At 63.6% G+C, this 22,496-nt stretch carries 24 protein-coding genes; 7 read left to right on the top strand and 17 right to left on the bottom strand.

Features of this window, described 5'->3' with window-relative positions; genetic code table 11:
• The 3 genes from SUTH_RS12640 to SUTH_RS12650 all read right to left on the bottom strand — a co-directional run bounded on the left by SUTH_RS12640 (window position 1) and on the right by SUTH_RS12650 (window position 1,916).
• Window positions 1–723, bottom strand: coding sequence for a Crp/Fnr family transcriptional regulator (locus SUTH_RS12640; RefSeq protein WP_070099345.1), 723 nt, complete (start codon window positions 721–723; stop codon window positions 1–3).
• 88 nt (window positions 724–811) lie between these two features.
• Entirely contained in the window at window positions 812–1,303 is a 492-nt protein-coding gene (locus SUTH_RS12645; protein WP_084207395.1) for a nitrous oxide reductase accessory protein NosL, read from the bottom strand.
• A 7-nt stretch (window positions 1,304–1,310) separates the two neighbouring features.
• Window positions 1,311–1,916 carry a nitrous oxide reductase accessory protein NosL gene (locus SUTH_RS12650; RefSeq protein WP_041102307.1) on the bottom strand — a complete coding sequence of 202 codons (606 nt, stop codon included), beginning with the start codon at window positions 1,914–1,916 and terminating at the stop codon, window positions 1,311–1,313.
• Between the two features lie 329 nt (window positions 1,917–2,245).
• Here SUTH_RS12650 and SUTH_RS12655 point away from each other — a divergent pair, with 329 nt between their 5' ends.
• The 7 genes from SUTH_RS12655 (at window position 2,246) to SUTH_RS12685 (ending at window position 10,792) form a co-directional block, all read left to right on the top strand.
• A complete protein-coding gene (locus SUTH_RS12655; protein ID WP_041099694.1) occupies window positions 2,246–4,423 on the top strand; it encodes a TonB-dependent receptor in 2,178 nt (725 codons plus the stop codon).
• 19 nt (window positions 4,424–4,442) lie between these two features.
• A complete protein-coding gene (locus tag SUTH_RS12660) occupies window positions 4,443–6,005 on the top strand; it encodes a PepSY domain-containing protein (protein WP_041102308.1) in 1,563 nt (520 codons plus the stop codon).
• Window positions 6,002–6,619, top strand: coding sequence for an energy transducer TonB (locus SUTH_RS12665; RefSeq protein ID WP_041099696.1), 618 nt, complete (start codon window positions 6,002–6,004; stop codon window positions 6,617–6,619). The genes SUTH_RS12660 and SUTH_RS12665 overlap by 4 nt, the downstream gene beginning before the upstream one ends.
• Before the next feature lie 3 nt (window positions 6,620–6,622).
• Window positions 6,623–7,402 (top strand): MotA/TolQ/ExbB proton channel family protein, encoded by a 780-nt coding sequence (locus SUTH_RS12670; RefSeq protein ID WP_084207397.1) that lies wholly within the window; start codon window positions 6,623–6,625, stop codon window positions 7,400–7,402.
• An 81-nt stretch (window positions 7,403–7,483) separates the two neighbouring features.
• Window positions 7,484–7,903 (top strand): ExbD/TolR family protein, encoded by a 420-nt coding sequence (locus tag SUTH_RS12675; RefSeq protein ID WP_041099698.1) that lies wholly within the window; start codon window positions 7,484–7,486, stop codon window positions 7,901–7,903.
• Between the two features lie 30 nt (window positions 7,904–7,933).
• Entirely contained in the window at window positions 7,934–8,320 is a 387-nt protein-coding gene (locus tag SUTH_RS19440) for a hypothetical protein (RefSeq protein WP_148312934.1), read from the top strand.
• Between the two features lie 207 nt (window positions 8,321–8,527).
• A complete protein-coding gene (locus tag SUTH_RS12685; RefSeq protein ID WP_041099703.1) occupies window positions 8,528–10,792 on the top strand; it encodes a TonB-dependent receptor plug domain-containing protein in 2,265 nt (754 codons plus the stop codon).
• A gap of 147 nt (window positions 10,793–10,939) precedes the next feature.
• Here SUTH_RS12685 and SUTH_RS12690 read toward each other — a convergent pair whose 3' ends face one another.
• The 14 genes from SUTH_RS12690 to nosD form a co-directional block, all read right to left on the bottom strand.
• Entirely contained in the window at window positions 10,940–11,641 is a 702-nt protein-coding gene (locus tag SUTH_RS12690) for a sulfite exporter TauE/SafE family protein (RefSeq protein ID WP_041099705.1), read from the bottom strand.
• A gap of 4 nt (window positions 11,642–11,645) precedes the next feature.
• Entirely contained in the window at window positions 11,646–14,123 is a 2,478-nt protein-coding gene (locus SUTH_RS12695) for a heavy metal translocating P-type ATPase (protein ID WP_041099708.1), read from the bottom strand.
• On the bottom strand, window positions 14,120–14,800 hold the full coding sequence (locus tag SUTH_RS12700) for a hypothetical protein (protein ID WP_041099710.1): 681 nt from the start codon (window positions 14,798–14,800) through the stop codon (window positions 14,120–14,122). The genes SUTH_RS12695 and SUTH_RS12700 overlap by 4 nt, the downstream gene beginning before the upstream one ends.
• Before the next feature lie 6 nt (window positions 14,801–14,806).
• Entirely contained in the window at window positions 14,807–15,184 is a 378-nt protein-coding gene (locus SUTH_RS12705; RefSeq protein ID WP_041099712.1) for a hypothetical protein, read from the bottom strand.
• A 26-nt stretch (window positions 15,185–15,210) separates the two neighbouring features.
• Complete coding sequence (locus tag SUTH_RS12710; protein ID WP_041099714.1) at window positions 15,211–15,390, bottom strand: metal-binding protein; 180 nt, start codon at window positions 15,388–15,390, stop codon at window positions 15,211–15,213.
• A complete protein-coding gene (locus tag SUTH_RS12715; RefSeq protein ID WP_041099716.1) occupies window positions 15,387–15,881 on the bottom strand; it encodes a TlpA disulfide reductase family protein in 495 nt (164 codons plus the stop codon). The genes SUTH_RS12710 and SUTH_RS12715 overlap by 4 nt, the downstream gene beginning before the upstream one ends.
• Window positions 15,881–16,888, bottom strand: a complete 1,008-nt coding sequence (locus tag SUTH_RS12720) for a hypothetical protein (RefSeq protein ID WP_041099718.1) — start codon at window positions 16,886–16,888, stop codon at window positions 15,881–15,883. Before SUTH_RS12720 ends, SUTH_RS12715 begins: the two co-directional genes overlap by 1 nt.
• 25 nt (window positions 16,889–16,913) lie before the next feature.
• A complete protein-coding gene (locus tag SUTH_RS12725; protein WP_041099720.1) occupies window positions 16,914–17,591 on the bottom strand; it encodes an ABC transporter ATP-binding protein in 678 nt (225 codons plus the stop codon).
• Window position 17,592: 1 nt separating this feature from the next.
• Window positions 17,593–18,729 carry an ABC transporter permease gene (locus SUTH_RS12730; RefSeq protein ID WP_041099722.1) on the bottom strand — a complete coding sequence of 379 codons (1,137 nt, stop codon included), beginning with the start codon at window positions 18,727–18,729 and terminating at the stop codon, window positions 17,593–17,595.
• A complete protein-coding gene (locus SUTH_RS12735) occupies window positions 18,726–19,064 on the bottom strand; it encodes a hypothetical protein (RefSeq protein ID WP_197539584.1) in 339 nt (112 codons plus the stop codon). The genes SUTH_RS12730 and SUTH_RS12735 overlap by 4 nt, the downstream gene beginning before the upstream one ends.
• Entirely contained in the window at window positions 19,061–19,645 is a 585-nt protein-coding gene (locus SUTH_RS12740; RefSeq protein ID WP_041099724.1) for an SCO family protein, read from the bottom strand. The genes SUTH_RS12735 and SUTH_RS12740 overlap by 4 nt, the downstream gene beginning before the upstream one ends.
• 101 nt (window positions 19,646–19,746) lie before the next feature.
• Window positions 19,747–19,929, bottom strand: a complete 183-nt coding sequence (locus tag SUTH_RS12745; RefSeq protein WP_041099726.1) for a hypothetical protein — start codon at window positions 19,927–19,929, stop codon at window positions 19,747–19,749.
• 114 nt (window positions 19,930–20,043) lie between these two features.
• Window positions 20,044–21,186, bottom strand: coding sequence for a heme d1 biosynthesis radical SAM protein NirJ (gene nirJ, locus SUTH_RS12750; RefSeq protein WP_041099727.1), 1,143 nt, complete (start codon window positions 21,184–21,186; stop codon window positions 20,044–20,046).
• Window positions 21,187–21,268: 82 nt separating this feature from the next.
• Complete coding sequence (gene nosD, locus SUTH_RS12755) at window positions 21,269–22,489, bottom strand: nitrous oxide reductase family maturation protein NosD (protein ID WP_041099729.1); 1,221 nt, start codon at window positions 22,487–22,489, stop codon at window positions 21,269–21,271.
• Window positions 22,490–22,496 lie beyond the last annotated feature (7 nt).

Genomic DNA, 22,496 nt, shown 5'->3' on the forward strand with positions numbered 1-22,496 from the left:
TCAGCCCTCTTGTGCGATTTTTTCCAGCGCGGCAATGTCGCCGCGAAAATATTTGGTGTTCTTGCTGCCGTAGATGTACTGCAGGATGCCGAGCCGCTTGAACTCCGAAACCAGGCGGCTGACGGTCTCGAAGGTAATGCCGAGGATCGCCGCCATGTCCTCGCCGGTGAAGCGGATGATGCGGTCGCTGTTTCCGGTACGCAGCTTCAACAGCAGCCGCGCCATGCGGGTGCGCGCCGGAATGTTGCCGCCGACAATCTGCGCCAGCCAGTTCTGCGCCTCGCTCAAGGCCGCCTGCGATGTCTCCATCAGGCGCATCTGCAGGCTGCCGTGGCTCTCGATGAACTTGTGGAAGTACGGCATCGGAATGCGGCAGGCCCGCACCGTGCCGACCGCAATCGCGGAATATTCGTGACGCTCGCGGAAGGTGGCTTCGAGTCCGGCGACATCGCCAATCTTCAGCACGCGCACGATGCGAACCACGCCGCTGGGTTCGTAATGCACCATCTTCACCGCGCCGCCACGGATGCAATACACCGCGTCGGCCGGCGTATCCATGGCGAACAGGGTGGCGCCGGGCGCGAAATCGAAATCGTCGATCCCGGCATGGAAATCGATCAGGTCTTCCAGCGAAACATCGCCGCACACCATCTCGAGCCGTAGCGCGCAGGCGTTGCAATTGCTGCGTCCCTGGCAGCTCCTGTGATGATTGGTCTTGGTCATGGCAATTGGGCGTCGGCAACGGTTGTCCGACGCGAAGTAACAGATTATAAGTCGGCGCCGGCGGTACGGCGGCGGCGGTGACGCTAGCTCAGAACTTTCCGTCGTCGAGCCTGAAGGGAAGATCCTTCGCCACCTGCTCGAACGTGAGGATGCGCCTGCCTTTGTGATCCTTGAGAAAATCGGCCGCATCCTCCCTGCTCGCCAGCGCGACCAGCTCATGGCCCATCGGCCCCAGCACGTCGGAGCCGACCACGAACCAGGCCTTGCGCGCATCGACCGGCTGCAGGTTGTAGAAGTCGGTGACCCACAATGCAGCCATGTCCTCGCGCTTGTGGCCGGCGACATACTTCGCCGGCTCGAACCACATCTTGAACATGTCCTTGGCGCCGTCGAAATGGTGCGCGTGACCATCCTTGTACACGATGGTGGCGATCCAGTTCGGGTACTTCGAGACCAGCATGCCGCACACCGGGCAAAGATCCTTCGGCCCCGGCTTCGGCAACTTCGCCGCGCCCTGCGCCAGCGTCGCCGCGGGCAGCAGCGACGCGAGCAGGAACAGGAGCAGTGCGCGGCGATTCATGGCAGCCTCAGCCCTGCTTGTGCATCATCATTTTCTTGCGACGCTCCTCGCGGTTCTTGCGAATCTGCGCCACGTCGGCCGCCATGTCGAGATAGGACTGCTTCAGCGCCTCGTTGAAGTCGCCGAATTCCCCGCCGTGTTTCTGCTTGAATTGTTCCGCCACTTCCTTCGCCGCGAAGGAATGCTTGCTGCGCTTGGTCATCGCATGCTTGAGGTCGGCGCCGATCAGGTAAGTCAGTTTCTCCACCGCCAGCAGCGGACGCGGCTCGGCCGTGCTGCCGTAATCCGGACCCAGGATCGCCTTCGGTTCGCGGTCGATGTTCACGCCAAGGCTCAGGCCCAGGCAATGGATCGAGCAGGTGCCGTCGACCAGGTCGTCGCTGTACTGGACCAGCATCCGGGTGCGGTGATGCTCCTTGCGGTCCATGCCGCAGTAGGGGCACTTCGGATACTTTTCCAGCTCGTTTTCCAGCGGCTTGGCATCTGCCGGCTTCTTCGGCGTGAATTGCGCCGGCGTACCATCCGTGGCACAGGCCTGCTGCGCCTGCGCGCCGCCGGCCGCCAGGCCGACTCCGGCGAGCAATGAGAGTTTGAGTGCTTCGCGTCTGTCCATGATGGACTCCTTCATTAATGGGAAATGTGCAGTGCAATATTAGGCGTTGCGAATGCACTTTCTCTGCGGCATTTTGCCGCAGCGCGGCGTGCGGCAGCGCAATTTCACGCGCGTCTTTGATCACGATCAAAAATCGGCCAGTCGAGGCAACAGCGCGACACCATGCCGCGCGGCGAATCGCCGCATGTGGCGTTTCGCCGCATAACTTTTGGTCCGAACGGCGACAGAATTCGCCACCCTAATTATTTGCGACGACGACTGACGGGTAACTCAACTTGACCGCGAGTCTGTCGTCACAACGGCTCGAACATCATCCCAAGGAAGCAACAATGAAGACCAGATATCCTCGTCCGAGTGAGCGCGTCAATAAATGCTGGGCGGCACTCGCCATTGCTGGACTCGTCGCGATTCCAGCAGCGCACGCACAGACGAACCTCCCGGCCATCACCGTTACCGGCGCGGGCCTAGAGCCAAACGCCCGACTGCCGCTCGACACGACCACCCAGACCGGTAGCCGGCTTGGGCTGACGGCGCGCGAAACGGCGGCCACCGTCAACATCGTGGATCGTGACACGATCGATGAGCGGGGTGCTCGCAGCACGATAGAGGCTGTCAGCAGCGCGCCGGGTATCTCCGAACACGGCACCCCAGGATCGGGAGGCGTCCTGTCCTATCGCGGATTCACCAGTTCCCAGATCACGCAGATGTTCAACGGTATCGACGTCGGCTACATCATTTCCACGTTTCCGGTGGACTCGTGGCTCCTGGATCGCGTCGAGGTGCTCGGCGGCGCCTCAAGCTTCCTCTACGGATCAGGGGCTGTCGGCGGCGCGGTGAACTACGTGAGCAAGCTGGCGACCAACCAGCCATTGACTCAGGAGACCCTGTTTCGTGCCGGCAGCTTTGGTCAGTACCAGGCAGCATACGGCGTCAATGGACGAGTCGGCGACGCGGACTCGCATCACTTTCTGCGTGCGGATGTCAGCACTCAAGGGTGGGATGGCTATGTTGAGCGGACCGATGGGCGGTCCTTTGTCTTCGCCGGTTCATGGCTGTGGGAGATCAGTCCGCGCCTGTCCCACACCCTTGCCTGGGAATACCAGACAAAGGACGAGCAGCCCTACTGGGGAACGCCGCTGCTCAATCCCACGGTCAATTCGCAATTCGATCCGGCCGTTCGTTTCAAGAACTACAACGCCGCCGACGGCGCCTACGAGCAGGACGTGCAATGGTTCCGTTCCATCCTTGACTATCGCCTGTCGGCTGCCACGCAAATCAAGAATACGCTCTATCACTACGACGCCGATCGCGACTACCGTAACGTCGAGTCATATCGCTACAACGCCGCAAACACGCTTGTCACGCGCGGTTCGGCATATGCCACCGCGCACGGCCAAAGCCTGATCGGCGACAAGATTGAACTGTTGCACAAGGGCACGCTTCTGGGCATGCCATCCACGTCATCGATCGGGCTGGATATCAGTCGCAACAAGCAAACCCGTTACCCGGCTGCCACCGTCACCAACGTCAACACGGTAGACCCGGTGAATTTCACGGTTGGCAACTATTTCCAGATTGCCGGCACCGGCCTCGCGACCAATCCGGAACGTACCAACCGCCTATACACCAAGGCCATTTATGCCGAAAACCTGACCAAACTTACCAACAGATGGGGACTCATTTCCGGATTGCGCGCGGAACACATCAAACTGGCGGTGCAAAACTTCCGTACCGTAAATGCGGATAACCCGCTCTACTTCGAGCAGACCTACACGCCGCTAACAGGGCGACTTGGCTTCATGTACGACATGACCCCGACCGCCAACGCCTATCTCACCTACAGCACCGCCGCCGATCCGCCCGCTGGCATCCTCACCACAACCAACTACGGCGCCATCCAGAACTGGGATCTGACCACCGGCAATCAAATAGAACTCGGAAGTAAATTCGATTTTCTCGAAGGTCGCGGCAACGCGACGCTGGCGGCTTACAGGATCGTCCGCAAGAACCTCTCGACGCCAGACCCGGACAATCCCAACGTCAGCGTTCCGATCGGCCAGCAGTCTTCACGCGGCATTGAAGCCCAAGCGGGGATTCGCCTGAATCGGCAATGGCGACTGCAAGGCAATCTCGCCGTGGTTTCGGCCCAGTACGACAAATTCATACAGAAAGTCGGCACTGTCGCCGTCTCCCGCGCCGGTAACCGCCCGACCAACATCCCGGCACACGTCGCCAACCTCTATCTAACATGGGATGCCAATGCGGCGTGGTCCACCACGCTGGAAACACGGTATGTCGGCGACCGCTACGCCGACGTTGCAAACGAGCAGCGTTTCAACGCCTACACTTTGTGGGGTGCCAGCGTGTCCTACAAGATTGACCGTCAAAACACGCTGACATTGCGCGGACGCAACCTCGGCGACGAAATCTACTTCACGTCGGGCAGCAGCCAGGTCCGCATCGGCGAGCCGCGTGCGTTTGAGCTGGTCTTGCAAAGCAAGTTCTGAAACAGGAACGATGAGGATCATGAGTGTCGCGAAGCGTTGGCTCTATATCGCGCATCGCTGGACGGGCATCGCCGTATGCCTTCTCATGGCAGTGTGGTTTCTTTCGGGCGTAGTGATGATGTACGTGGGCTACCCGAAGCTGACACCGCTTGAACGACTGGAACACCTGCCCGACCTCTCGCTGAGCGAAAGCTGCTGCATATCGCCGCAGCAGGCGTTATCGGCTGCCCGGAAAGCCCTGCCGGAAATATCCAGCGCGAGCGAAAAACCAGCACGAGGCAGAGTTGGCGACGGTTTGCCGGCATTGAGTCTGGTGATGATAGGCAACGCTCCCTACTGGCTCGCAAGTGACGGGCGCAACCGCCAGACCGCGGTTGAGGCCGCCACCGGCAAGGCAATGGATCACGTCGACGAAGCCCATGCACTGATGGTCGCCCGGGCATTTGCGCCGGAAAGCCAACCGAGCCTGATGGAAGTGGTTCGCCAGGATATCTTCACTGTATCCCGCGGACTGGACCATCATCGTCCATTGTTCCGCATCGCCCTGAACGACACCAACGGAACAGAGTTGTACATCTCGTCGCGCACCGGTGAAGTCATTCGCGATTCGACGCGACTGGAACGCGGCTGGAACTATCTCGGTGCGATCCTCCATTTTTTCTATCCGCTCAAAGGCGAGTTCTTCGATAAATGGCGATCCGACATCATCATTTATACCGCCCTCGTCGGGACAGTACTCGCACTGCTCGGCATGTGGGTTGGCGTGCTGCGCTGGCGATTCAAGGGCAGATTCGCCAACGGATCGCGCAGCCCTTACCGAAACAACTGGACACGCTGGCACCACATTTCCGGACTGCTCTTCGGATTGATCACCCTGACTTGGGTCTTGAGCGGAATGCTTTCCCTCAACCCGTGGAGAGTCTTTGAATCCGGTGGTCCCAGGCCGGACCACCGCGCATTTGCCGGAGTCAGCCTTGAGCACGCCCGTTTCACGCTCTCGCCTGGCGAAGCCGTCAGACGAGCCAATTTCCCGGTTCGAGAAATCAGCGTCAGGCTGTTCGATGGGCATCCGTATTATCTCCTGCGTGCCGCTGACGGACGTTCCGAAATCGTTGCCGCCGACGATTCAAGTAACGCCAACAGACCCATTGAGATGATTCCGAAAGATGCCTTGCTCGCTGCCGCCGCAAGGCTGATCCCCGATTACACTATCATCCGCGCGACTCTTCTGACGGACTACGACAACTATTACTATGGTCGTCAGCCGCACAACCTGAGCGGCCATATTGAACGGCGCCTGCCGGTGTTGCGGGTGGAATTCGACGATCCGCACCACACCTGGGTCCATCTCGATCCCCATACCGCAAGTATTTTCAACAGCCTCGACAGTACCGGGAGAGTCCGACGCTGGCTGTTCAATTTCCTTCACAGTTTCGATCTGCGCGGATTCGTCAATCGCCGCCCTCTCTGGGACACGACGCTAATCCTGCTTAGCATCGGCGGTTTCGTACTTTGCATCAGCGGCGTGGTGATCGGCTGGCGCCGCTTGCGCCGCCCGGCATTCACAAAGGCTGCGGAATGATCGCAGCGTCACCGCGCTGGCCCGGCCTCGTATTCGTTATCCTGCTGCATGCAGCGGCGCTGGGAGCGCTCTGGCAGCATCGTCTGCTGCCGTCGTCAAGCACGATCGACGCCTTGTTTGTCCACTTCATCGCGCCGCCGGCACCGCCGAAAGCAGAGAAGCCAAAGTCGCCACCGCCTAAACCTCAACGCGTGGAAAAGCCGCAGCCACGACAACTGGTGGCCGAAGCCCCCGTAACGGCACCGATCGACTACGTTGCGCCGCTGCCTCCCCGCCAAGAACCGGTGATAGACGCGCCGCGCATGCCCTTGTCCGCCAATCCGATGGCCCTCGGATCGGAACTTTCGCTGGCTTGTCCGGAACGCGCGCCGCCTGTCTATCCGGCCATGTCACGTCGCCTCGGAGAGGTTGGCATTGTCGTACTGCGCGTCGAACTCGACGAACAGGGACTGGTAGCAAACGCCAAAGTCGAGACCGCCAGCGGTTTCGAGCGCCTCGATCATGCCGCATTGGCCGCCGTGAAGACCTGGCGCTGCAACCCGCCGCAGCGCAATGGCCAGCCGACGCGCGCCATCGCGAAACAACCCTTTCATTTCGTCTTGCAAGGACACTGACTCATGGAACCGACCGCAGCCACCGGGCTTGGCTTTGCCCATTTCCTTTCCCAGACCGACGGTGTCGGCAAGGGCGTGCTCGCCGTGCTGCTGATGCTTTCGGTGGCAAGCTGGTACCTGATCGTTACCCGTGCCATTGCCAACACGCTGGCGCAAAAGCGGGCAGACGCCTTTCTCGCCCGCTTCTGGGCAGCGCCGTCACTGCAGGCGGCGGACACCGTGCTCACCGATCCGGCACTGGCCAATCCCTTCTCCGAACTGGCCCGACAGGCGCTCAAGGCAGCCGCGAACAACGCCGCGCACGGGCAGCAGAACCTGGCCGCGGCCGGCGGCTTTGGCGAGTTGCTGACGCGAGTGCTGCGCAACGGCATCGAGCAGGAGTCCGCCGCCGCGGAACATGGCCTGACGGTGCTGGCTTCGGCCGGCTCGGCAGCCCCCTACGTCGGCCTGTTCGGCACCGTATGGGGCATCTACCACGCGCTGGTGCAGATCGGTCTTTCCGGGCAGGGAACGCTGGACAAGGTGGCAGGCCCGGTCGGCGAGGCGCTGATCATGACGGCGCTGGGATTGGCCGTGGCGATTCCCGCGGTACTCGCCTACAACGCCTTCAATCGGCGCAACCGCCTCTGGCTGGCCCGGCTGGACGCCTTCGCGCACGACGTCTACGTCCTGCTCACCGTGGGCAAACCTGCCGGAGAAATCCTGAACCCCCAAGCCCACATTCATCCCCTGCCCACCCGGGGGGCGCATGCCTCCCTTGGGGCGGCCCGACGGGAGGCATGATGAGCCCCCACGCTCACTTTCATTCGCTGCCCCCCGAGGGGGCGCATGCCTCCCTTGGGGCGGCCCGACGGGAGGCATGACATGGCAATGGGAAGCTTCGACAGCCGTCGCCACACGCCGCCGATGGCCGACATGAACGTGGTACCGCTGGTGGACGTGATGCTGGTGCTGCTGGTGATCTTCATCGTCACCGCGCCCTTGCTCACGCATGCGGTGAAGATCGACCTGCCCAAGGCGTCCTCCAGCGCAAATGTGACCAAGCCCGAGCACATCGAGTTCGGCATCCGCGAAAGCGGCGAACTGTTCTGGAGCGGCGAGCCGGTGAGCCTTGGCGATCTCGGCCCGCGTTTCAAAGCGGAGGCGCAGCGGCAACCGCAACCTGAACTGCACCTGCGCGCCGATCGCAATGCGCGCTATGAGCGCGTGGCCGAGGTGATGGCAACCGCGGCCAAGGCCGGACTCACGCGCATCGGCTTCGTCACCGAACCCGCTGGACAATGATGCAGGGATGATGACCCGGCGTCGTCATGGATGACTCTCGTCCTGATTCGTCGTCCGGCTGATTCCGCAAAGCAGGTCACTTTCGATGTCCTGATGCGCCGTGCATTGCTGCGCGCCACACAGATTGCCACCGAAGAGACGGCACAACTCGGATACTTTCCGCCTCCAATCCTCATCGAGATTCGACGAGCGGGGAACGGGCCACGTTTCGAGAAGGACGGTCAGATCGAGTACCTCGCCCGCAATTCTGGCGATCTCCCCGGAGCAGTTGCGATCCTCCAGGATCCGCCGGACTCTGATGGCGACCTCGTCAGAAAGATTGATGCTGATCATGAGTGCCCGGTTTCAATGCGCGGAATGGAACCGATATTCTCGCTTCGCCTACCGAAATTTCATGTGGCATATCACCGCATGTGACATCAAGTCGCAGATCGCCGACCGTGCCGTTCCGATTTCATTGATCAAAATCAAGAGACATGTCTGCCGACAACAAGCTGCGACGGCTTGCCGCGCGGCCGATCGTCACATGCGGCCTTCGGTCGCACGAGCGCGTGATCGCCGGCCTCTAACATGCGCGGCAATTCATCTGTCTCCAATTGTCTTGCCACTATCGGATCAACTCCAATGCAACGAAAATTCCTGTCAGCTACCCTAGCGGCATTGCCCTGCATCGCCTTCGCGACCGACGATGTGAAAACCCTGAGTACCCTAGTCATTACCGGCCAGAGCACCGCCGAGAAATTCCGTGGCGATGCGGTGGATAGCGTCAGCCTCGCGGGCCAGCGCGCAGCCACCAGCGATACCGCCACCCTGTTGCGCGACGTGCCCGGCGTCAGCCTCTACGGCGCCGGCGCGGTTTCCAGCCTGCCGGCGATCCACGGCCTGGCCGACGACCGGTTGCGCATCAAGGTGGACGGCATGGACCTGATCTCCGCCTGCGGCAACCACATGAATCCGCCACTGTCCTACATCGACCCGACGGCAGTAGGCAGCATCAAGGTCTTCGCCGGGATTGCGCCGGTGAGTTCCGGCGGCGACAGCATCGGCGGCACGATTTTGGTCGACTCCGCCACGCCGGAATTCGCCAGGGCCGGCCAGGGCACGCTGACCAAGGGCGAGGCCGGCGTGTTCTATCGCAGCAACGGCAACGCCAATGGCGGCAACCTTTCCGCGACCATCGCCAGCGAGAAACTCAGCGTGAGCTACAGCGGCTCGACCGCGAAGGGCGACGACTATACGGCCGGCGGCAATTTCAAGCCGGCGGGACGGGCCTTCATCGCCGATGGCCGCTCGATCCAGAACTCGACCAAATGGCTGGCGGGCGATGAAGTCGGCTCGACCATGTACAAGTCGACCAACCAGTCGCTGGGCTTCGCCCTGCGTCATGACAATCACCTGGTCGAGTTCAAGGTCGGCACGCAGGACATTCCCTACCAGGGCTTTCCGAACCAGCGCATGGACATGACCGCCAACGACGGCGTGCATCTCAACCTGCGCTACACCGGCCAGTTCGACTGGGGCAGCCTGCAGGCGCGCGTCTACCGCGAGCAGACGCGGCACAAGATGAACTTCCTGGAAGACAAGGCCTATTGGTACCGGGGCAATCCGACGCCGCCGCCGGTGGCAATTCCGGCGCCCGGCATGCCGATGGACACGGAAGGAAGCAACACCGGCGCGACCCTCAAGGCCGACATCATCCTGTCGGAACGCGACCTGCTGCGCGTCGGCGCCGAGCTCCAGCAGTATCGTTTCAGCGACTGGTGGCCGCCGGCGGGCAATGGCGGCATGTCGCCGAACACCTTCTGGGACATCAACAATGGGGAACGCGACCGCCATGCCGTGTTCGGCGAGTGGGAGGCTCGCTGGAATCCGCAATGGACCAGCCTGCTCGGCGTGCGTCACGAAACCGTGAAGATGAATACTGGCACCGTCCAGGGCTACAACGCAGGCTACGCGGCCGACGCCACGCGATTCAACAACAGCGACCGCCGCAAGACCGATCGCAACTGGGACATCACCGCCCTCGCCCGCCATGCGCCGACGAAAACACAAACCATCGAGTTCGGCTATGCGCGCAAGACCCGCTCGCCCAATCTGTATGAGCGCTACACATGGTCGACCGGCGGCATGGCCATGTTCATGATCAACATGGTGGGCGACGGCAACGGCTACGTCGGCAACCTCGACCTGAAGCCGGAAGTCGCGCACACGCTGAGCGCCACCTTCGACTGGCACGATGCCGAACAAAAGAGCTGGGGGCTGAAGGTGACGCCCTACGCCACCTACGTCAAGGACTACATCAACGCCCAGCGCTGCTTCACCGGCGCGGGGGTCTGCGTCGCGGCGAACGTGACCCGAACCAACGACTTCGTGTTCCTCAAGTACGGCAACCAGGACGCCAGGCTCCATGGCCTAGACATCACCGGCCATCTGCCGCTGGCGCGCAATACCGGATTCGGCAGCTTCACCCTGTCCGGCATGTTGAGCTATGTCAGGGGCAAGACGGCCGACGGCGCCAGCGACAATCTCTACAACATCATGCCGCTGAACGCCAAGCTGGCGCTGGAACAGAATCTCGGCAACTGGAGCGGCACGGCGGAAACCCAGCTCGTGGCGCGCAAGTCGGATGTTTCGCAAGTCCGCAACGAGGTCGTGACGCCGGGTTATGCCCTGCTCAACCTGCGCGGCAGCTACACTTGGAAGCAGATGCGCTTCGATGTCGGCATCGACAACGTGTTCGACAGGCTTTACTTCCATCCGCTGAGCGGCGCCTACGTCGGCCAAGGGGTCACCATGCCGCCGACGGCATCCGCAGGAACTCCGCCCTGGGGCACCGCCATCCCCGGCATGGGCCGCTCGATTTACGCGGGGATGAATTACAAGTTCTGAGGAAGCTCGCGCTCGGCAAACCGACGCCGGCCTCGCGCCGGCGTTTTCTCGCGAGGAAAGTCATGTCTCCGGTGGCGCCGAAGACGGTATCCCTTGCGGACGGTGCCGGCGACGCCCCGCAACAAGTCCCCTGGTGGGACACGGCGTTCAGGCCACCAGCTTGTACATCACCAGGTAGAAGCGCACGCCCTGCCACAGCGTCGCCACGCCCAGCGCAATGACGAACAGCGCGGCGAGCTTCTGCAAGCCGCCGCGCAGTTTCGGTCCGAGCTTGCCGAACAGCACCGAGGCGAACAGCATCGACGGCAGCGTCCCGGCGCCGAAGGCCAGCATCAGCAGCATGCCTTCGGGCGGGCTCGCTGCGGTGGTGGCCTTGACCGCCATGGCCATGGTCATCGAGCAGGGCATCAGGCCGTTGATCGCGCCGCTGATGGCGGCGCCGAGCACCGGACCTTTTTGCGAGGCGGTGACGAACTGTTTGCGCAGCCAGGCCATCGGCGCGAAACCATAGGCGTTGCGGATCGGCGAGACGCCGAGCAGGTCGAGGCCGAGCAATATCACGATGGCGCCGGCGAGGATCTGCAGCACGCCCTGCGCCAGCCCCGTCATGCCGCTGGCCACCAGCACCGTGCCGAGCAGCGCGGCGACGAGACCGACGCCGGCGTAAATGGCTATGCGCGAGGCGTGATAGGCGGCGTAGGGCCACGGCCCCTTCGCCTGCAGCTTCATGAAGCAGCCCGACACCAGCCCGCCGCACATGCCGATGCAATGGCCGCTGCCGAGCAGGCCGACCATGAACGCGGCCCAATAGGAAAACTCGGCGATGTGCGCGTGCTGGCTGTGATCCACCCGGCTACTTTTGCAGCCGCAGCGAGTTGGTGACCACCGAGACCGAACTCATGGCCATCGCCGCCGCCGCGATCATGGGATTGAGGCGGCCGGCCGCCGCGACCGGAATCGCGACGACGTTGTAGCCCAGCGCCCAGAACAGGTTCTGGCGGATGATGCCCATGGTGCGGCGCGAAAGTTCGATGCCGCCGGCGACGCGCGCGATGTCGCCGCCGACCAGCGTGATGTCGGCCGATTCGACCGCGATGTCGGCGCCGCCGCCGATGGCGAAGCCGACGTCTGCCGCCGCCAGCGCGGGTGCATCGTTGATGCCGTCGCCGATCATGCCGACACGGCGGTTTTCGGCTTGAAGCGCGCGGATCAGTTCCAGCTTGTCGGCCGGCGTGGCGCGCGCGATGACGCGGTCGATGCCGACCTGGCGCGCGACGTGATTCGCGACCGCCGCGACATCGCCCGTTGCCATCACGGTTTGCAGCCCGAGCCGGTGCAGCAGCGCGATGGCTTCCTTGGCCCCGGGGCGCGCCTGGTCGGCAATGGCGAACAGCGCAACGCAGACGCCGTCGATGGCGACATACACCGGCGTCTTGCCCTGCTCGGCCCAGGCCTGCGCCTGATCCTGTTGGGCGCGGAAGTCGATGCCGGCCGCTTCCAGCAGCGTGGCGTTGCCGACCAGGATTTCGCTGTGGTCATCGGCCAGGGCGCGGACGCCGCGGCCGGGCCAGGCTTCGAAATCAAGAGTCGGCGCCGGCGACACGGCGCGTGCGCGGCACCAGGCGTTGATTGCGCGCGCCAGGAAGTGTTCGGAGTGCGCCTCGACCCCGGCGACCAGCGCCAGCGTGCGCGCTTCGTCGCGCCCTTCGAGCAGCAGGAAATCCGTCACCGTCGGCTTGCCCTCGGTGATGGTGCCGGTCTTGTCGAACACCAGCGTGTTCAGCGTGGCGGCGGTCTCCAGCGCCTCGCCGTTGCGGATATAAATGCCGCGCCGCGCCGCCTGTCCGGTGCCGACCATGATCGCGGTCGGCGTCGCCAGCCCGAGCGCGCAGGGGCAGGCGATCAGCAGCACGGCCACCGAGTGCGCCAGCGCGCGCGAGGCCGGATGCCCGGCCATGAGCCAGCCCGCCAGCGTCAGTCCGCCGATGCCGGCCACCGCCGGCACGAAGCGCGCCGAAATGCGGTCGGCGAGTTTCTGCACCGGCAGTTTGCTGCCCTGCGCATGGTCGACCAGCTTGACGATGCCCGACAGTACCGTGTCGCCGCCGACCGCCGTGACGCGCATGATGAAGCCGCCATTGCCGTTGAGGCAGCCACCGACCACGACGTCGCCGATGCCTTTCGACACCGGCAGCGATTCGCCGGTGAGCATGGATTCGTCGAGATTCGATGCGCCCTCCTCCACCACGCCGTCGGTCGGCACCTTGTCGCCGGGCCGCACGCGCAAACGATCGCCGGGTTGTACGTCGTCGATGGCAATGATTTCGTCGCCGCCGGCGGTGACGCGAATCGCGGTTTCGGGTTGCAGTTCGATGAGTTTGCGGATCGCTTCGGAGGCCTTGCCCTTGGCGCGCTCTTCCATGTAGCGGCCGCCGAGGACGAAGGCGACGATGGCCGCCGCCGATTCGAAATAGACGTGGTGATGCGGGCGCAAAACGCCCGGCAGGCTGTAGAGATATGCGGCGCCGGCGCCCATGCTGATCAGCGTGTCCATGTTGGCTTCGCGCTGCTTCGCCAATGCCCAGGCCTTCCTGAAAATCTCGCTGCCGCTGCCGAATACCACGACGGTCGACAGGCCCAGTTCCAGCAGCCGCAGCACCGGCGATTGATGCATCAGCATGCCGGAGACCATCACCGGCGCGGTCAGCCAGGCGGCATGGATCAGGCGCTTCTTGGCATCGGCCAGCCGCGCCTTTTCGCGCTCGACGATCAGCCGACGCTGCGCCAGGGTATCCATCGGTCGCGCCTCGTAGCCAAGCCGACCGACCGTGGCGAAGAGTTCCTCGCGCGGCAGATGGCCCTTGACCGTAACCGTGCCGGCGGCGAAGTTAACCGCCGCCGCATCCACGCGCGGGTCGCGCTGCAGGCTCATCTCGATCAGCAGCGCGCAGGAGGCGCAGGTCATGCCTTCGACGGCGGCGTTGCATTCCTGCGCGGGGCCGTCGATAGCCGTCGCCGAAACCGGCTCAGGCGAAAGATTTATGCCTCCGGGAAACCCGGAGGCGGTATCCCTTGCGGACGGCGCTGGCGCCACGGCGATATTGCCGATCACGGCATCGACGATCGCCAGCAGGCGCTCTTCGGCAAGCTGCGACGGGTCGTAATGCAGTGTCACCGAGCCGATCTGCGGCACGGCCCGCACGTCCTTCACCGCGCCGTGCTTGCGCAGCAGGATTTCGAGGATGTAGCAGCGTTCGGGCTGCTTGTTCAACGCCGGCGCGACGAGCCTGATGCGACGTGAAAGACGATGGACGACGCGGAAGTTTTTCATGGCTGTGCGACAGGCACCGGCTTCGCCGTGGTCTTGGCAACCTCGGCTGCAATCGCCTTGCGATAGCGCACCAGCAGGAACATCAGGTAGAACACCGTCAGCCAGGCATTGGCATGCTTGACCGGGTCTTTCAACCAGCGCTGGCTGATGAGTTCCCAATGCACCTTGACCAGGTAGAAGGCGACCAGGTCGTTGAGGAAATTGATGATCGCTTTTTCGCTCAGTGCATTGGCCAGCATCGGCTGCAGCCTGGCCTGCAGGCTGCCGGGCGCGGCCTGCGGGTGGCGCAGGCGCTCGATCCGGCCGCGCAGATTGGCAAAGGCGCGGCGCGCCTGGCGGGCAGCGTCATGCAGGCCCGGGTTGAGCTTCCCGGCCAGCGTTGTCATCGTGTTGCGGGCTGGCGCCGCGGCAATCGCTTCGTCAGGCAGCGCATGCAGGCAGGCCTTCAACCCCCGCGCCACATCGGCGGCGGTGCAGACATGGGCGTCGTAGCTCACGGCCAGTCGACGTTGAGAGACATAAAACGTCACGCGATAGACGCCCGCCACCTGCCGCAGGGCGCCGTCGATCAGCTCAGCGGCCCCGGCATGGCAAAGCTCCGCGGGAAGCTCCAGACGCAAATAGCCGGCCTCCCGATGGCGGACGACAATGCGTCGCGCCAGATCGTTGGCATTCATGAAACCCTACTCGGCGGCTTGCGCGTCCGGGCTCGCCGGCGCAGCGGCTGCCTGCGCTTCGGTTTCCTTCGCTTCGGCCATCAGATCATCGAGGTTCTCGCGCTGCTGCATGACGAAGTCCTTGCCCATGCCGATGGCCTTGGATACCGCCAGCACGATTTCCTTCTCATGCTTGCGCAGCAGGTAGCCGACCGCAATGCCACCGGCAATGCCGCCCGCCAGCAACATCAGGGGGCTGCGCAGCAAACCGTGGCCGACCAATGTGCGGGTTGCCGCATAGCCGGTCGCGGCCATCATTGCGCCTTTCGCCACCGGATGGCTCATCATGCCCGCGCCCGCGCCCATCATGCCGGCACCGTGTTTCATCATTTCTTCGTTCATCATTTTGAGCTCCCTCGAATCTCCACAATTTAATTGTCCGCCAACGGATCGGGCGATTTATTGATCTGGTGCAACATTTCGTAAATTCCCTTGCAACCTTCGCAACAGAAGGCCAGGGATTTTTCCGGCGTTTCCAGCAGGAAAGGCTTGATGCCTACCGGCAGGCTGCACAGGTCGCAGGGTGCCTTGGGGTCGGGGGATGCACTCATTTCAGGGCTTCCAGCGCCGCCCGCTCGAAGCCGGCCTCGTCGGCTTCGCCGATCAGCTTGGCGCGCACGATGCCCTTCGCGTCAACAAAGTAGGTGGTGGGCAGGCCGACCACGCCGTAGCGCTTTGCAATCGAGGAGTCTTCGTCCAGCAGCGCCGGGTAGCTGACGCCGAGTTTTTTCATGAATTCGACGACGGTCTTCCTGTCCTGTCCGGCATTGATCGCGATGACCTCCAGCCCGCGCGGCTTGAGGCGCTGGTAGACCTTCTCGATGTCCTTCATCTCGCCTTCGCAGTACTTGCACCAGTCGGCCCAGAAGCGGATCACCAACGGCTTGCCGGCCCAGGCCGCCGGGAAGTGGGCGGGCATGCCGTCGGCGCGGAAGGTCTGGAAGGTCGGCGCGATGTCGCCGATGTTGAGTTTGGCCGGCGGTTTGTCGCCGCCGCAAGCGGCCAACAGCAGGATCGACAGCGCGGTGATGAGAAATCGCATCAATGCTCCAGCAGTATCAGTCGGGATTGCCAGATCATCGCCGTGGCAATGGCGGCGGTCAAGGCAAAGCCGTTGGCGGCGATGGCGGCGAGATTGCGCGAGAAGCCCGGCACGATCTCGCGCAGGCTGGCGATGCGGGCAAAGGGCTGGATCGCGCCGACTGCCAGGCCCGCCGCGGTGGCGCCGAACAGCGGCAGGTAGAGCCAGTAGCCCTGGTAGCCGTATTCGGGCTTGAGGATGCAGAACGGACAGTGGTGGTTCGGGTGCTCGTAGATGTAGAGCGAGACGAAGGAAAGTATGCCGGCGATGGACGCAGCGAAGCCGATGGCGCTGGCTGCCGCCAGCGCGTAGGCGCTGCCACGCCCGCCGGCAAGTCCGTGCCACGCCGCCACCGCGATGGCGGCGCCGAGGCTGCCATAGAACAGCCACATCGCCGGCCGCGGCGGCAGGGCCGAGGCTTCGGCCGCCAGTGTCGGGCTGCCCTCGGAAAACAGGCTGCCGCAGCAGGAAGTGATGACGTCGGCCTTGAGGCCGAGGAAATATTGCAGTTCGACCCAGCCGCTCGCCACCAATAGCGGCGCCAGCAAAAGCAGCAGCGCGTACTTGATTCGCACCAGCGGATAGTCGCGGGCACGGCTGTCGATGTGGTTGATCGCCAGCCACATCGCGGCGAGGAAGAACACGGCGATCTTGGCATTGAGCGCCGGAAAGCCGAAAGCATTGACGTTGAGCGTGCCTACCGCGCACATGGCGCCGACGAACATGCCCGACATCTTCTCGGCATTGAAGACGAACAGCAGCACGGCGGCGAGTTGCAGCGCGAGGACGAAGCTCAGCAGCGTCGAGAACAGGTAGGTGCGGCGTTCGAGTTGCAGTTGCCGCTCGCTGCCGCTCCCGATGTCCCAGCGCCGGATCACTTCCAGCGCGAACGGCGCGCTCGCCGCCAGCGCCAGCACACACAGCGCGGAGGCCAGCAGGAGTGCGATGATGGCGGGCTGGAACAGCATGAAAGTCGGCGCTGGCGATACGGCGTCAGCGCGAATCGATGATGCGGCCGTCGCGCATGTCGATCACCCGCTGCACCACGTCGGATTCGACCACCAGCGGATCATGGCTGGTGAGCAGGATGGTGCGCCCCTGACCGGCGAGGCTTTCCAGGATGCCCATGAATTCATTCGCGAGGTGGGTGTCGAGGTTGGCGGTGGGCTCGTCGGCGATCAGCAGTTCGGGGTCGTTGATCAGCGCACGGCAGATGGCGACGCGCTGCTGTTCGCCGCCGGAGAGCCATTCGACCTTGGCGTGGCGGCGGTGGCCGAGCTTGAGGCCGACCAGCAATTCCTCGGCGCGCTCCAGCAACTCGCGGCGCGGCCGCCCGGTCGGGTAGGCCGGCAGGATGATGTTGTCCAGCGCCGACAGGCCCTTGATCAGGTTGAACTGCTGGAAGATGAAGCCGAAGCGCTTGCGCCGAATCTCGGTCAGGAAACGCTCGGGCAGGCCGGAGATGTCCTCGCCCTCCAGCCGCACGCGACCCTCGGTCGGCCGCGCCAGGCAGCCGATGATGGTCAGCAGGGTTGTCTTGCCCGAACCGCTGGGGCCGCGCAAGGCGGTCACCTTGTTGGCCTCGATGCTCAGGTCGATGCCGTCGAGCGCCCAGTACTCGTTTTCATGGCCCTGATTGAAAGCCTTGCGGATGGCGTGGAGTTCGATCATGTCAGCCCCGCATCACCGCATCCGGGTCGGTGATCGCCGCCTTCCAGATCGGCACCAGCACCGCCGCCGCGTAAGGCACGACGGTGAAGAAGAACAGCGTCGCCACCTGCAGGCCGTCGATGTGCGGCGTCAACTGGAAACGCGGGTAGAGCACCGCCCAACCCTTCAGCACCGGCTCGAACAACGAGGCTGCGAAATGGAACACATGCACGTAGGCGGCGATGAAGCCAACGAGAAAGGCGGTCAGCGAAATCAGCAGGCCTTCCCAGAATTTCATCTTGATCACGTCGCCGGTCTCCCAACCGATCGCCTTCAGTATCCCGATCTCGCGCTTCTCCTCGGCCGAAAGCCCCGAGGCCTTCTCCCAGGCGAGGATGCCGAAAGCCAGGATGGCGGCGGACAACAGCGCCAGCACAATGCCTTCGCGCCAGTCGAAGATCGATGCATAGGTGCGCAGCACTTCGTCCTTCAGGATGGGCCGCGCGTCGGGCAGCGCGGCAGCGAGCTTGATCGCGACGTTGCGCACTTCCTGCGGATTGGCCACCGACAGCGCGATGTCGGTGTAGTGGCCCGCGGGGTAGTCGAAGAAGGCGCGGAAATTCTGCTCGCTCATCAGCACCAGGTCGGCGCTGACCAGCTCGGATGCCTGCGGCAGCACGTCGGCGACGATGAAGGTGTGCAGCTTGCCGGAATACGAGCGGAAGGAAATGCCGTTGTTTTTGGCCAGCCCTCGCGAACGCTCCAGCGCCGGGCCGACGACGATCTCGCCCGCCGCCGGCGGATTCTCCGCCGGCACCATGAAGGTGTAGTTGGCCTTGGTTACCGCGTCGTAGTAGTAGCCCCAGAGGCGGCCTTCCATTTTCTGTACGCCCCGGATGCGGCCGATCTTTTCCATGTAGCCGGGCGGTATCAGGTCGTGACGGCCGGCCACCATGCGCTGCACGATGACCTCGGGCGAGGCCGCCAGCACGCGCGCCGCCTCCTGCCGCAAAGCGTGGGTGTAGAGCGTCACCGAAGCGAGCATGAACACCAGCACCGCATACACGAACAGCAAGCCGAGGTTGCGCGTCTTGCGTCGTGCCAGCGAAACCAGCGTGAAATCGATCAGGTAGCGCTGCTTTGCCAGCCAGAGCTTCATTTCGCGGCGCTCCCTTCAGCTGCCGCCGTGTCGCCAGCGCCGACTTTCAGCAATCCGGCCGGCGGCGAGATCAGCGAGCCGGTGGGGAAATGTTCGAGCGCCAGCGGATGATCCTGGAAGGCCGAATGCAGGTCCGCCTGCGAGGGATGCCGGGTGTAGCGCGCTTCGGTGAATAGCGCGAGGTCGGTCAGGCGCAATTGCGCCACCAGGCGCGTGCGTTCGGCCTCGTCGGCCCCGGCCGCCGCACGCAGGCGCGCGGCATCGACGAAGCAGAGCCCGAACGCGCAGCCCCCCGCGACCAGCAACAGCAAGGCGCGATCGGCGGGACGCATCACAGCAGTTTCCTCACGGTCGCCACCACCTTCCCGGTGGGCACGCCCATCGGCAGCAATTCCGCGACCTTGCCGTCGGGACCGATGACGAAGGTCTGCGAGCTGTGATCGACGGCATAGCCACCGTCGGGGCGCGTCGGCTGGCGCAGGTAGCCGACGCCGAAGGACTTGGCGATCGCGGCAGTCTCCGTCGCCGTGCCCACCGCGCCGACCATCGACGGATGGAAATAGGCGACGTAGTCCTTGAGCTTGGCCGGCGTATCGCGTTCGGGATCGACCGAGATCATGATCATCCGCGTCTTCGCCCGTTCCGCCGGCGTCAATGCATTGAGTGCAGCGGCGCCCGCAGCCATCGAGACCGGACAGATGTCCGGGCAATTGACGTAGCCGAAATAGATCAACAGCACGTTGCCGCGCAATGCTCGGGTGTCCACCGGACCGGCGGCGCTTTGGAGGACGAAATCGCCGCCCTCGGGACGCGCGACCAGTACCCGTTCCCCGGTGCCGGAATCGGAACAGGCGGTGAGCAGTGCAATGGCGCAAGCCGTGACAAAGCTGCGCAGAAAACAGCTCGTAGAGTTCATTTCATTCGGCTTTCCGCGGTATTTCAAGGCAGCGGAGCGAGTGCAACAGACGCGCACCCACCGGCCCAGGCGGCCGGATCGGAAGGATCGATGCAGTGCGGCTAGACGCGGTTGGCGGCGCGCATCAGGGCGCCACGCAGGGCGATCGTCAGGCTCGAACCGAGGCCGATGCGCTGGGCCACGGCCGGCAGGATGATCAGCGATGCCAGAGCGAAACCCGCGCCGAGCAGCAGCGATCCCATCTCGCCTTTGCCGGTCGCCGTATCCTGTGGGTTCTGTGTCATCGGGTATCTCCCTCAATTCGATTCGCGTATGAGGGATCATAAGACTCGATGCTCGGGACGCTGTGCGACATAGTGTCGCAGCCGGGTGACATTCTTCAGGCGAATTGACCCAGGTCAAGCGACACCGACCTCCTCGTCGCCGAGGTAGCAGCCGGGGTCTTCCGACCACGGATCGCCGGTGAGTTGCTGGGCGCGTACCCGCGTGTTGCCGCCGCAGATGTCGAAATGGACGCAGGCGCCGCAACGCCCGCCCACCGTGCGCGGATGCGCCTTGAGGCCGGCCATCAGCGGGTCCGACGTATCCATCCAGATATCGCCAAAAGGCCGCTCGCGGACATTGCCCAGCGTGTGGTGCCACCACATGGTGTCGGGATGGACGTTGCCCAGGTTGTCGATGTTGGCAACGTTGATGCCGCTCGAATTGCCGCCCCACTGCACCAGCTTCTTCCGGATGTGCTCGAGCTTCTCCGGGAAACGCCGCTGCAGCCAGTAGAGCAGATACACGCCGTCGGCATCGTTGTTGCCGGTGGTGAATTCTTTCTGCAGGCCTCGTTCCTGGTAGTCCCAGCAGGTGTCGAACAGCAAGTCCATGGCGCTGCGGGTCATCTGGTGCAAGGCATCGTCCTTGCGGTTCTTGTTGCCGCGCCCGGCGTAATTGAGATGCGAGAAATAGAAGCGGTCGATGCCCTCGTCCTCGACCAGCTTGAGCAGGCCGGGCAGGTCCTGGAAATTGTCCTGTGTCATGGTGTAGCGCACGCCGACCTTGAGCCCGGCTTCGCGGCACAGGCGGATGCCGGCCAGCGACAGATCGAAGGCGCCCTTCATGCGGCGGAACTTGTCGTGCGTGGCGCCCAGGCCGTCGAGGCTGACGCCGACGTAGTCGTAGCCGATTTCCCTGATGCGTTCGCACAGCGGCGCGTCGATCAGCGTGCCATTGGAAGACAGCGCGGTGAAGAAGCCCATCTGCTTCGAGCGCGCGGAAATTTCGAAGATGTCGGGCCGCAACAACGGTTCGCCACCCGACAGGATCAGGGCCGGAACCTTGAACGCCTTGAGTTGATCCATGACGGCGAATACTTCGGCGGTACTCAGCTCCCCCGCAAAATCCTTGTCGGCGGAAATCGAATAGCAATGCTTGCAGGTCAGGTTGCAGCGACGGATCAGGTTCCAGATCACCACCGGCCCCGGTGGCTTGCGCACCGGCCCGATGGGCGTCGGCGCGGCGATTTCCTGCATGAATTGGGAGATTCTGAACATGGGCCGATTCTACTCAAATGCCGCGCAGGCACATTGACAGCAGTCAATCGAAACCCGCCATGTCCCTATCGGCGACATGCCATTACTTCATGCGCGGCCGAGGGTCTTGCAGGACCCGGTGCGGCGTCGAGAAAGGCGCCAGGCGTTCCAGAAAATCCAGCATTTCGAGCACCGGCGAATTGCGGAAGAAGGTCGCCATCGGGGTTTCCATCCAGATCCGGTCGGCGAACAAATAGACCTCGTGCGGCGTGTCGCCGATGCCGTCGCCGTTGCGGTCGAATCCCTGATAGTCGTCCCAGTAATTGCCGCGCCACTTGTTGGCGCTGCCGGCGCCAGGCGCGCTGATCGCCACCGTGGTGAGGTTGTTCTCGAAGCGGTTGTCGAAGAAGCGATGGCCGCCCTCCTCGCCGTAGAAAAACAGGCCGATGATGTTGTGCGCGAAGCGGTTGTTCTTCACCGTCAGCTTGCCCACCGATTCCGGCGGCGCGTCGACCCGCAGTCCCACCGAGCAGTGCAGCACTTCGTTGTTCTCGACCAGGGCGTCGTTGCTCTCCTTGAACACGATGCCGCCACCGCCGCCGGTCAGTGCGTGGGCGACATGGTTGCCGCGCAGCACTAGATCCGGCGAATAGAGCACGATGATGCCGGTGCCGGTATCCGACAGGCGGTTGTTCTCGACCAGCAGGCGTGGCGAGAAAATGATGTGCATGCCGTAACGGCCGTCAGTGAAATGATTGCCGACAATCCGGTTGTCCGCCGAGTTGGCGAAGGTCAGGTCGCGCGCCCGGATGAAGCGGTTGCCCTCGATCACGTTGTGCTGGCTGTACCAGAGTCGAATGGCATCGCCGCGCATGCCCTGATCGAGTTTCTTGCCGGTAACCCGGTTGTTCGCGATGCGCGAACGATTGACCCGCTTGAGATGGATGCCGAACAGCACGTCATCGAGTTCGTTGTCCTCGACCCGGTGGTCGTCGCCTTCGAGCAATACGCCTGCGTCGACCCGGTCGTGCGAATCGCCGCTACCGGTCAGCCGCAGGCCGCGCAGCGTCACGCCATTGGCGGCAACGGAAAGCACCGTGCTCTTGCCGTCGCCGACGATAACGGCCTGGCGGCCGCCTTCCAGCGTCAGCGGTCGGGTGATCGACGCCGGACCGGCGTAGGAGCCGGGAGGCAGACGCAGAGTACCGCCGGCCGGCGTGGCATCGATCAGGGGCTGCAAGGCCGCTGGCGGCATGGCCAACGCCGGCAGCGCCAACCCGAAGCACAGCGACAAGCCAAGGCGCAGGGCGATGTTTACACTCATCGCATCA

This window comes from Sulfuritalea hydrogenivorans sk43H (assembly GCF_000828635.1).
Classification (GTDB): Bacteria; Pseudomonadota; Gammaproteobacteria; order Burkholderiales; family Rhodocyclaceae; genus Sulfuritalea; species Sulfuritalea hydrogenivorans.

What these genes read in the sequence shown, in the direction of transcription:
- SUTH_RS12670 (WP_084207397.1), top strand. Translation starts at nt 6,623, where the DNA reads ATGGAACCGACCGCAGCCACCGGGCTTGGCTTTGCCCATTTCCTTTCC.
- SUTH_RS12645 (WP_084207395.1), bottom strand. Translation starts at nt 1,303, where the DNA reads ATGAATCGCCGCGCACTGCTCCTGTTCCTGCTCGCGTCGCTGCTGCCC.
- SUTH_RS12650 (WP_041102307.1), bottom strand. Translation starts at nt 1,916, where the DNA reads ATGGACAGACGCGAAGCACTCAAACTCTCATTGCTCGCCGGAGTCGGC.
- nirJ (WP_041099727.1), bottom strand. Translation starts at nt 21,186, where the DNA reads ATGTTCAGAATCTCCCAATTCATGCAGGAAATCGCCGCGCCGACGCCC.
- SUTH_RS12655 (WP_041099694.1), top strand. Translation starts at nt 2,246, where the DNA reads ATGAAGACCAGATATCCTCGTCCGAGTGAGCGCGTCAATAAATGCTGG.
- SUTH_RS12705 (WP_041099712.1), bottom strand. Translation starts at nt 15,184, where the DNA reads ATGATGAACGAAGAAATGATGAAACACGGTGCCGGCATGATGGGCGCG.
- SUTH_RS12660 (WP_041102308.1), top strand. Translation starts at nt 4,443, where the DNA reads ATGAGTGTCGCGAAGCGTTGGCTCTATATCGCGCATCGCTGGACGGGC.
- nosD (WP_041099729.1), bottom strand. Translation starts at nt 22,489, where the DNA reads ATGAGTGTAAACATCGCCCTGCGCCTTGGCTTGTCGCTGTGCTTCGGG.
- SUTH_RS12720 (WP_041099718.1), bottom strand. Translation starts at nt 16,888, where the DNA reads ATGCTGTTCCAGCCCGCCATCATCGCACTCCTGCTGGCCTCCGCGCTG.
- SUTH_RS12685 (WP_041099703.1), top strand. Translation starts at nt 8,528, where the DNA reads ATGCAACGAAAATTCCTGTCAGCTACCCTAGCGGCATTGCCCTGCATC.
- SUTH_RS12695 (WP_041099708.1), bottom strand. Translation starts at nt 14,123, where the DNA reads ATGAAAAACTTCCGCGTCGTCCATCGTCTTTCACGTCGCATCAGGCTC.
- SUTH_RS12700 (WP_041099710.1), bottom strand. Translation starts at nt 14,800, where the DNA reads ATGAATGCCAACGATCTGGCGCGACGCATTGTCGTCCGCCATCGGGAG.
- SUTH_RS12640 (WP_070099345.1), bottom strand. Translation starts at nt 723, where the DNA reads ATGACCAAGACCAATCATCACAGGAGCTGCCAGGGACGCAGCAATTGC.
- SUTH_RS12665 (WP_041099696.1), top strand. Translation starts at nt 6,002, where the DNA reads ATGATCGCAGCGTCACCGCGCTGGCCCGGCCTCGTATTCGTTATCCTG.
- SUTH_RS12715 (WP_041099716.1), bottom strand. Translation starts at nt 15,881, where the DNA reads ATGCGATTTCTCATCACCGCGCTGTCGATCCTGCTGTTGGCCGCTTGC.
- SUTH_RS12675 (WP_041099698.1), top strand. Translation starts at nt 7,484, where the DNA reads ATGGCAATGGGAAGCTTCGACAGCCGTCGCCACACGCCGCCGATGGCC.
- SUTH_RS12710 (WP_041099714.1), bottom strand. Translation starts at nt 15,390, where the DNA reads ATGAGTGCATCCCCCGACCCCAAGGCACCCTGCGACCTGTGCAGCCTG.
- SUTH_RS12745 (WP_041099726.1), bottom strand. Translation starts at nt 19,929, where the DNA reads ATGACACAGAACCCACAGGATACGGCGACCGGCAAAGGCGAGATGGGA.
- SUTH_RS12730 (WP_041099722.1), bottom strand. Translation starts at nt 18,729, where the DNA reads ATGAAGCTCTGGCTGGCAAAGCAGCGCTACCTGATCGATTTCACGCTG.
- SUTH_RS12725 (WP_041099720.1), bottom strand. Translation starts at nt 17,591, where the DNA reads ATGATCGAACTCCACGCCATCCGCAAGGCTTTCAATCAGGGCCATGAA.
- SUTH_RS19440 (WP_148312934.1), top strand. Translation starts at nt 7,934, where the DNA reads ATGACTCTCGTCCTGATTCGTCGTCCGGCTGATTCCGCAAAGCAGGTC.
- SUTH_RS12740 (WP_041099724.1), bottom strand. Translation starts at nt 19,645, where the DNA reads ATGAACTCTACGAGCTGTTTTCTGCGCAGCTTTGTCACGGCTTGCGCC.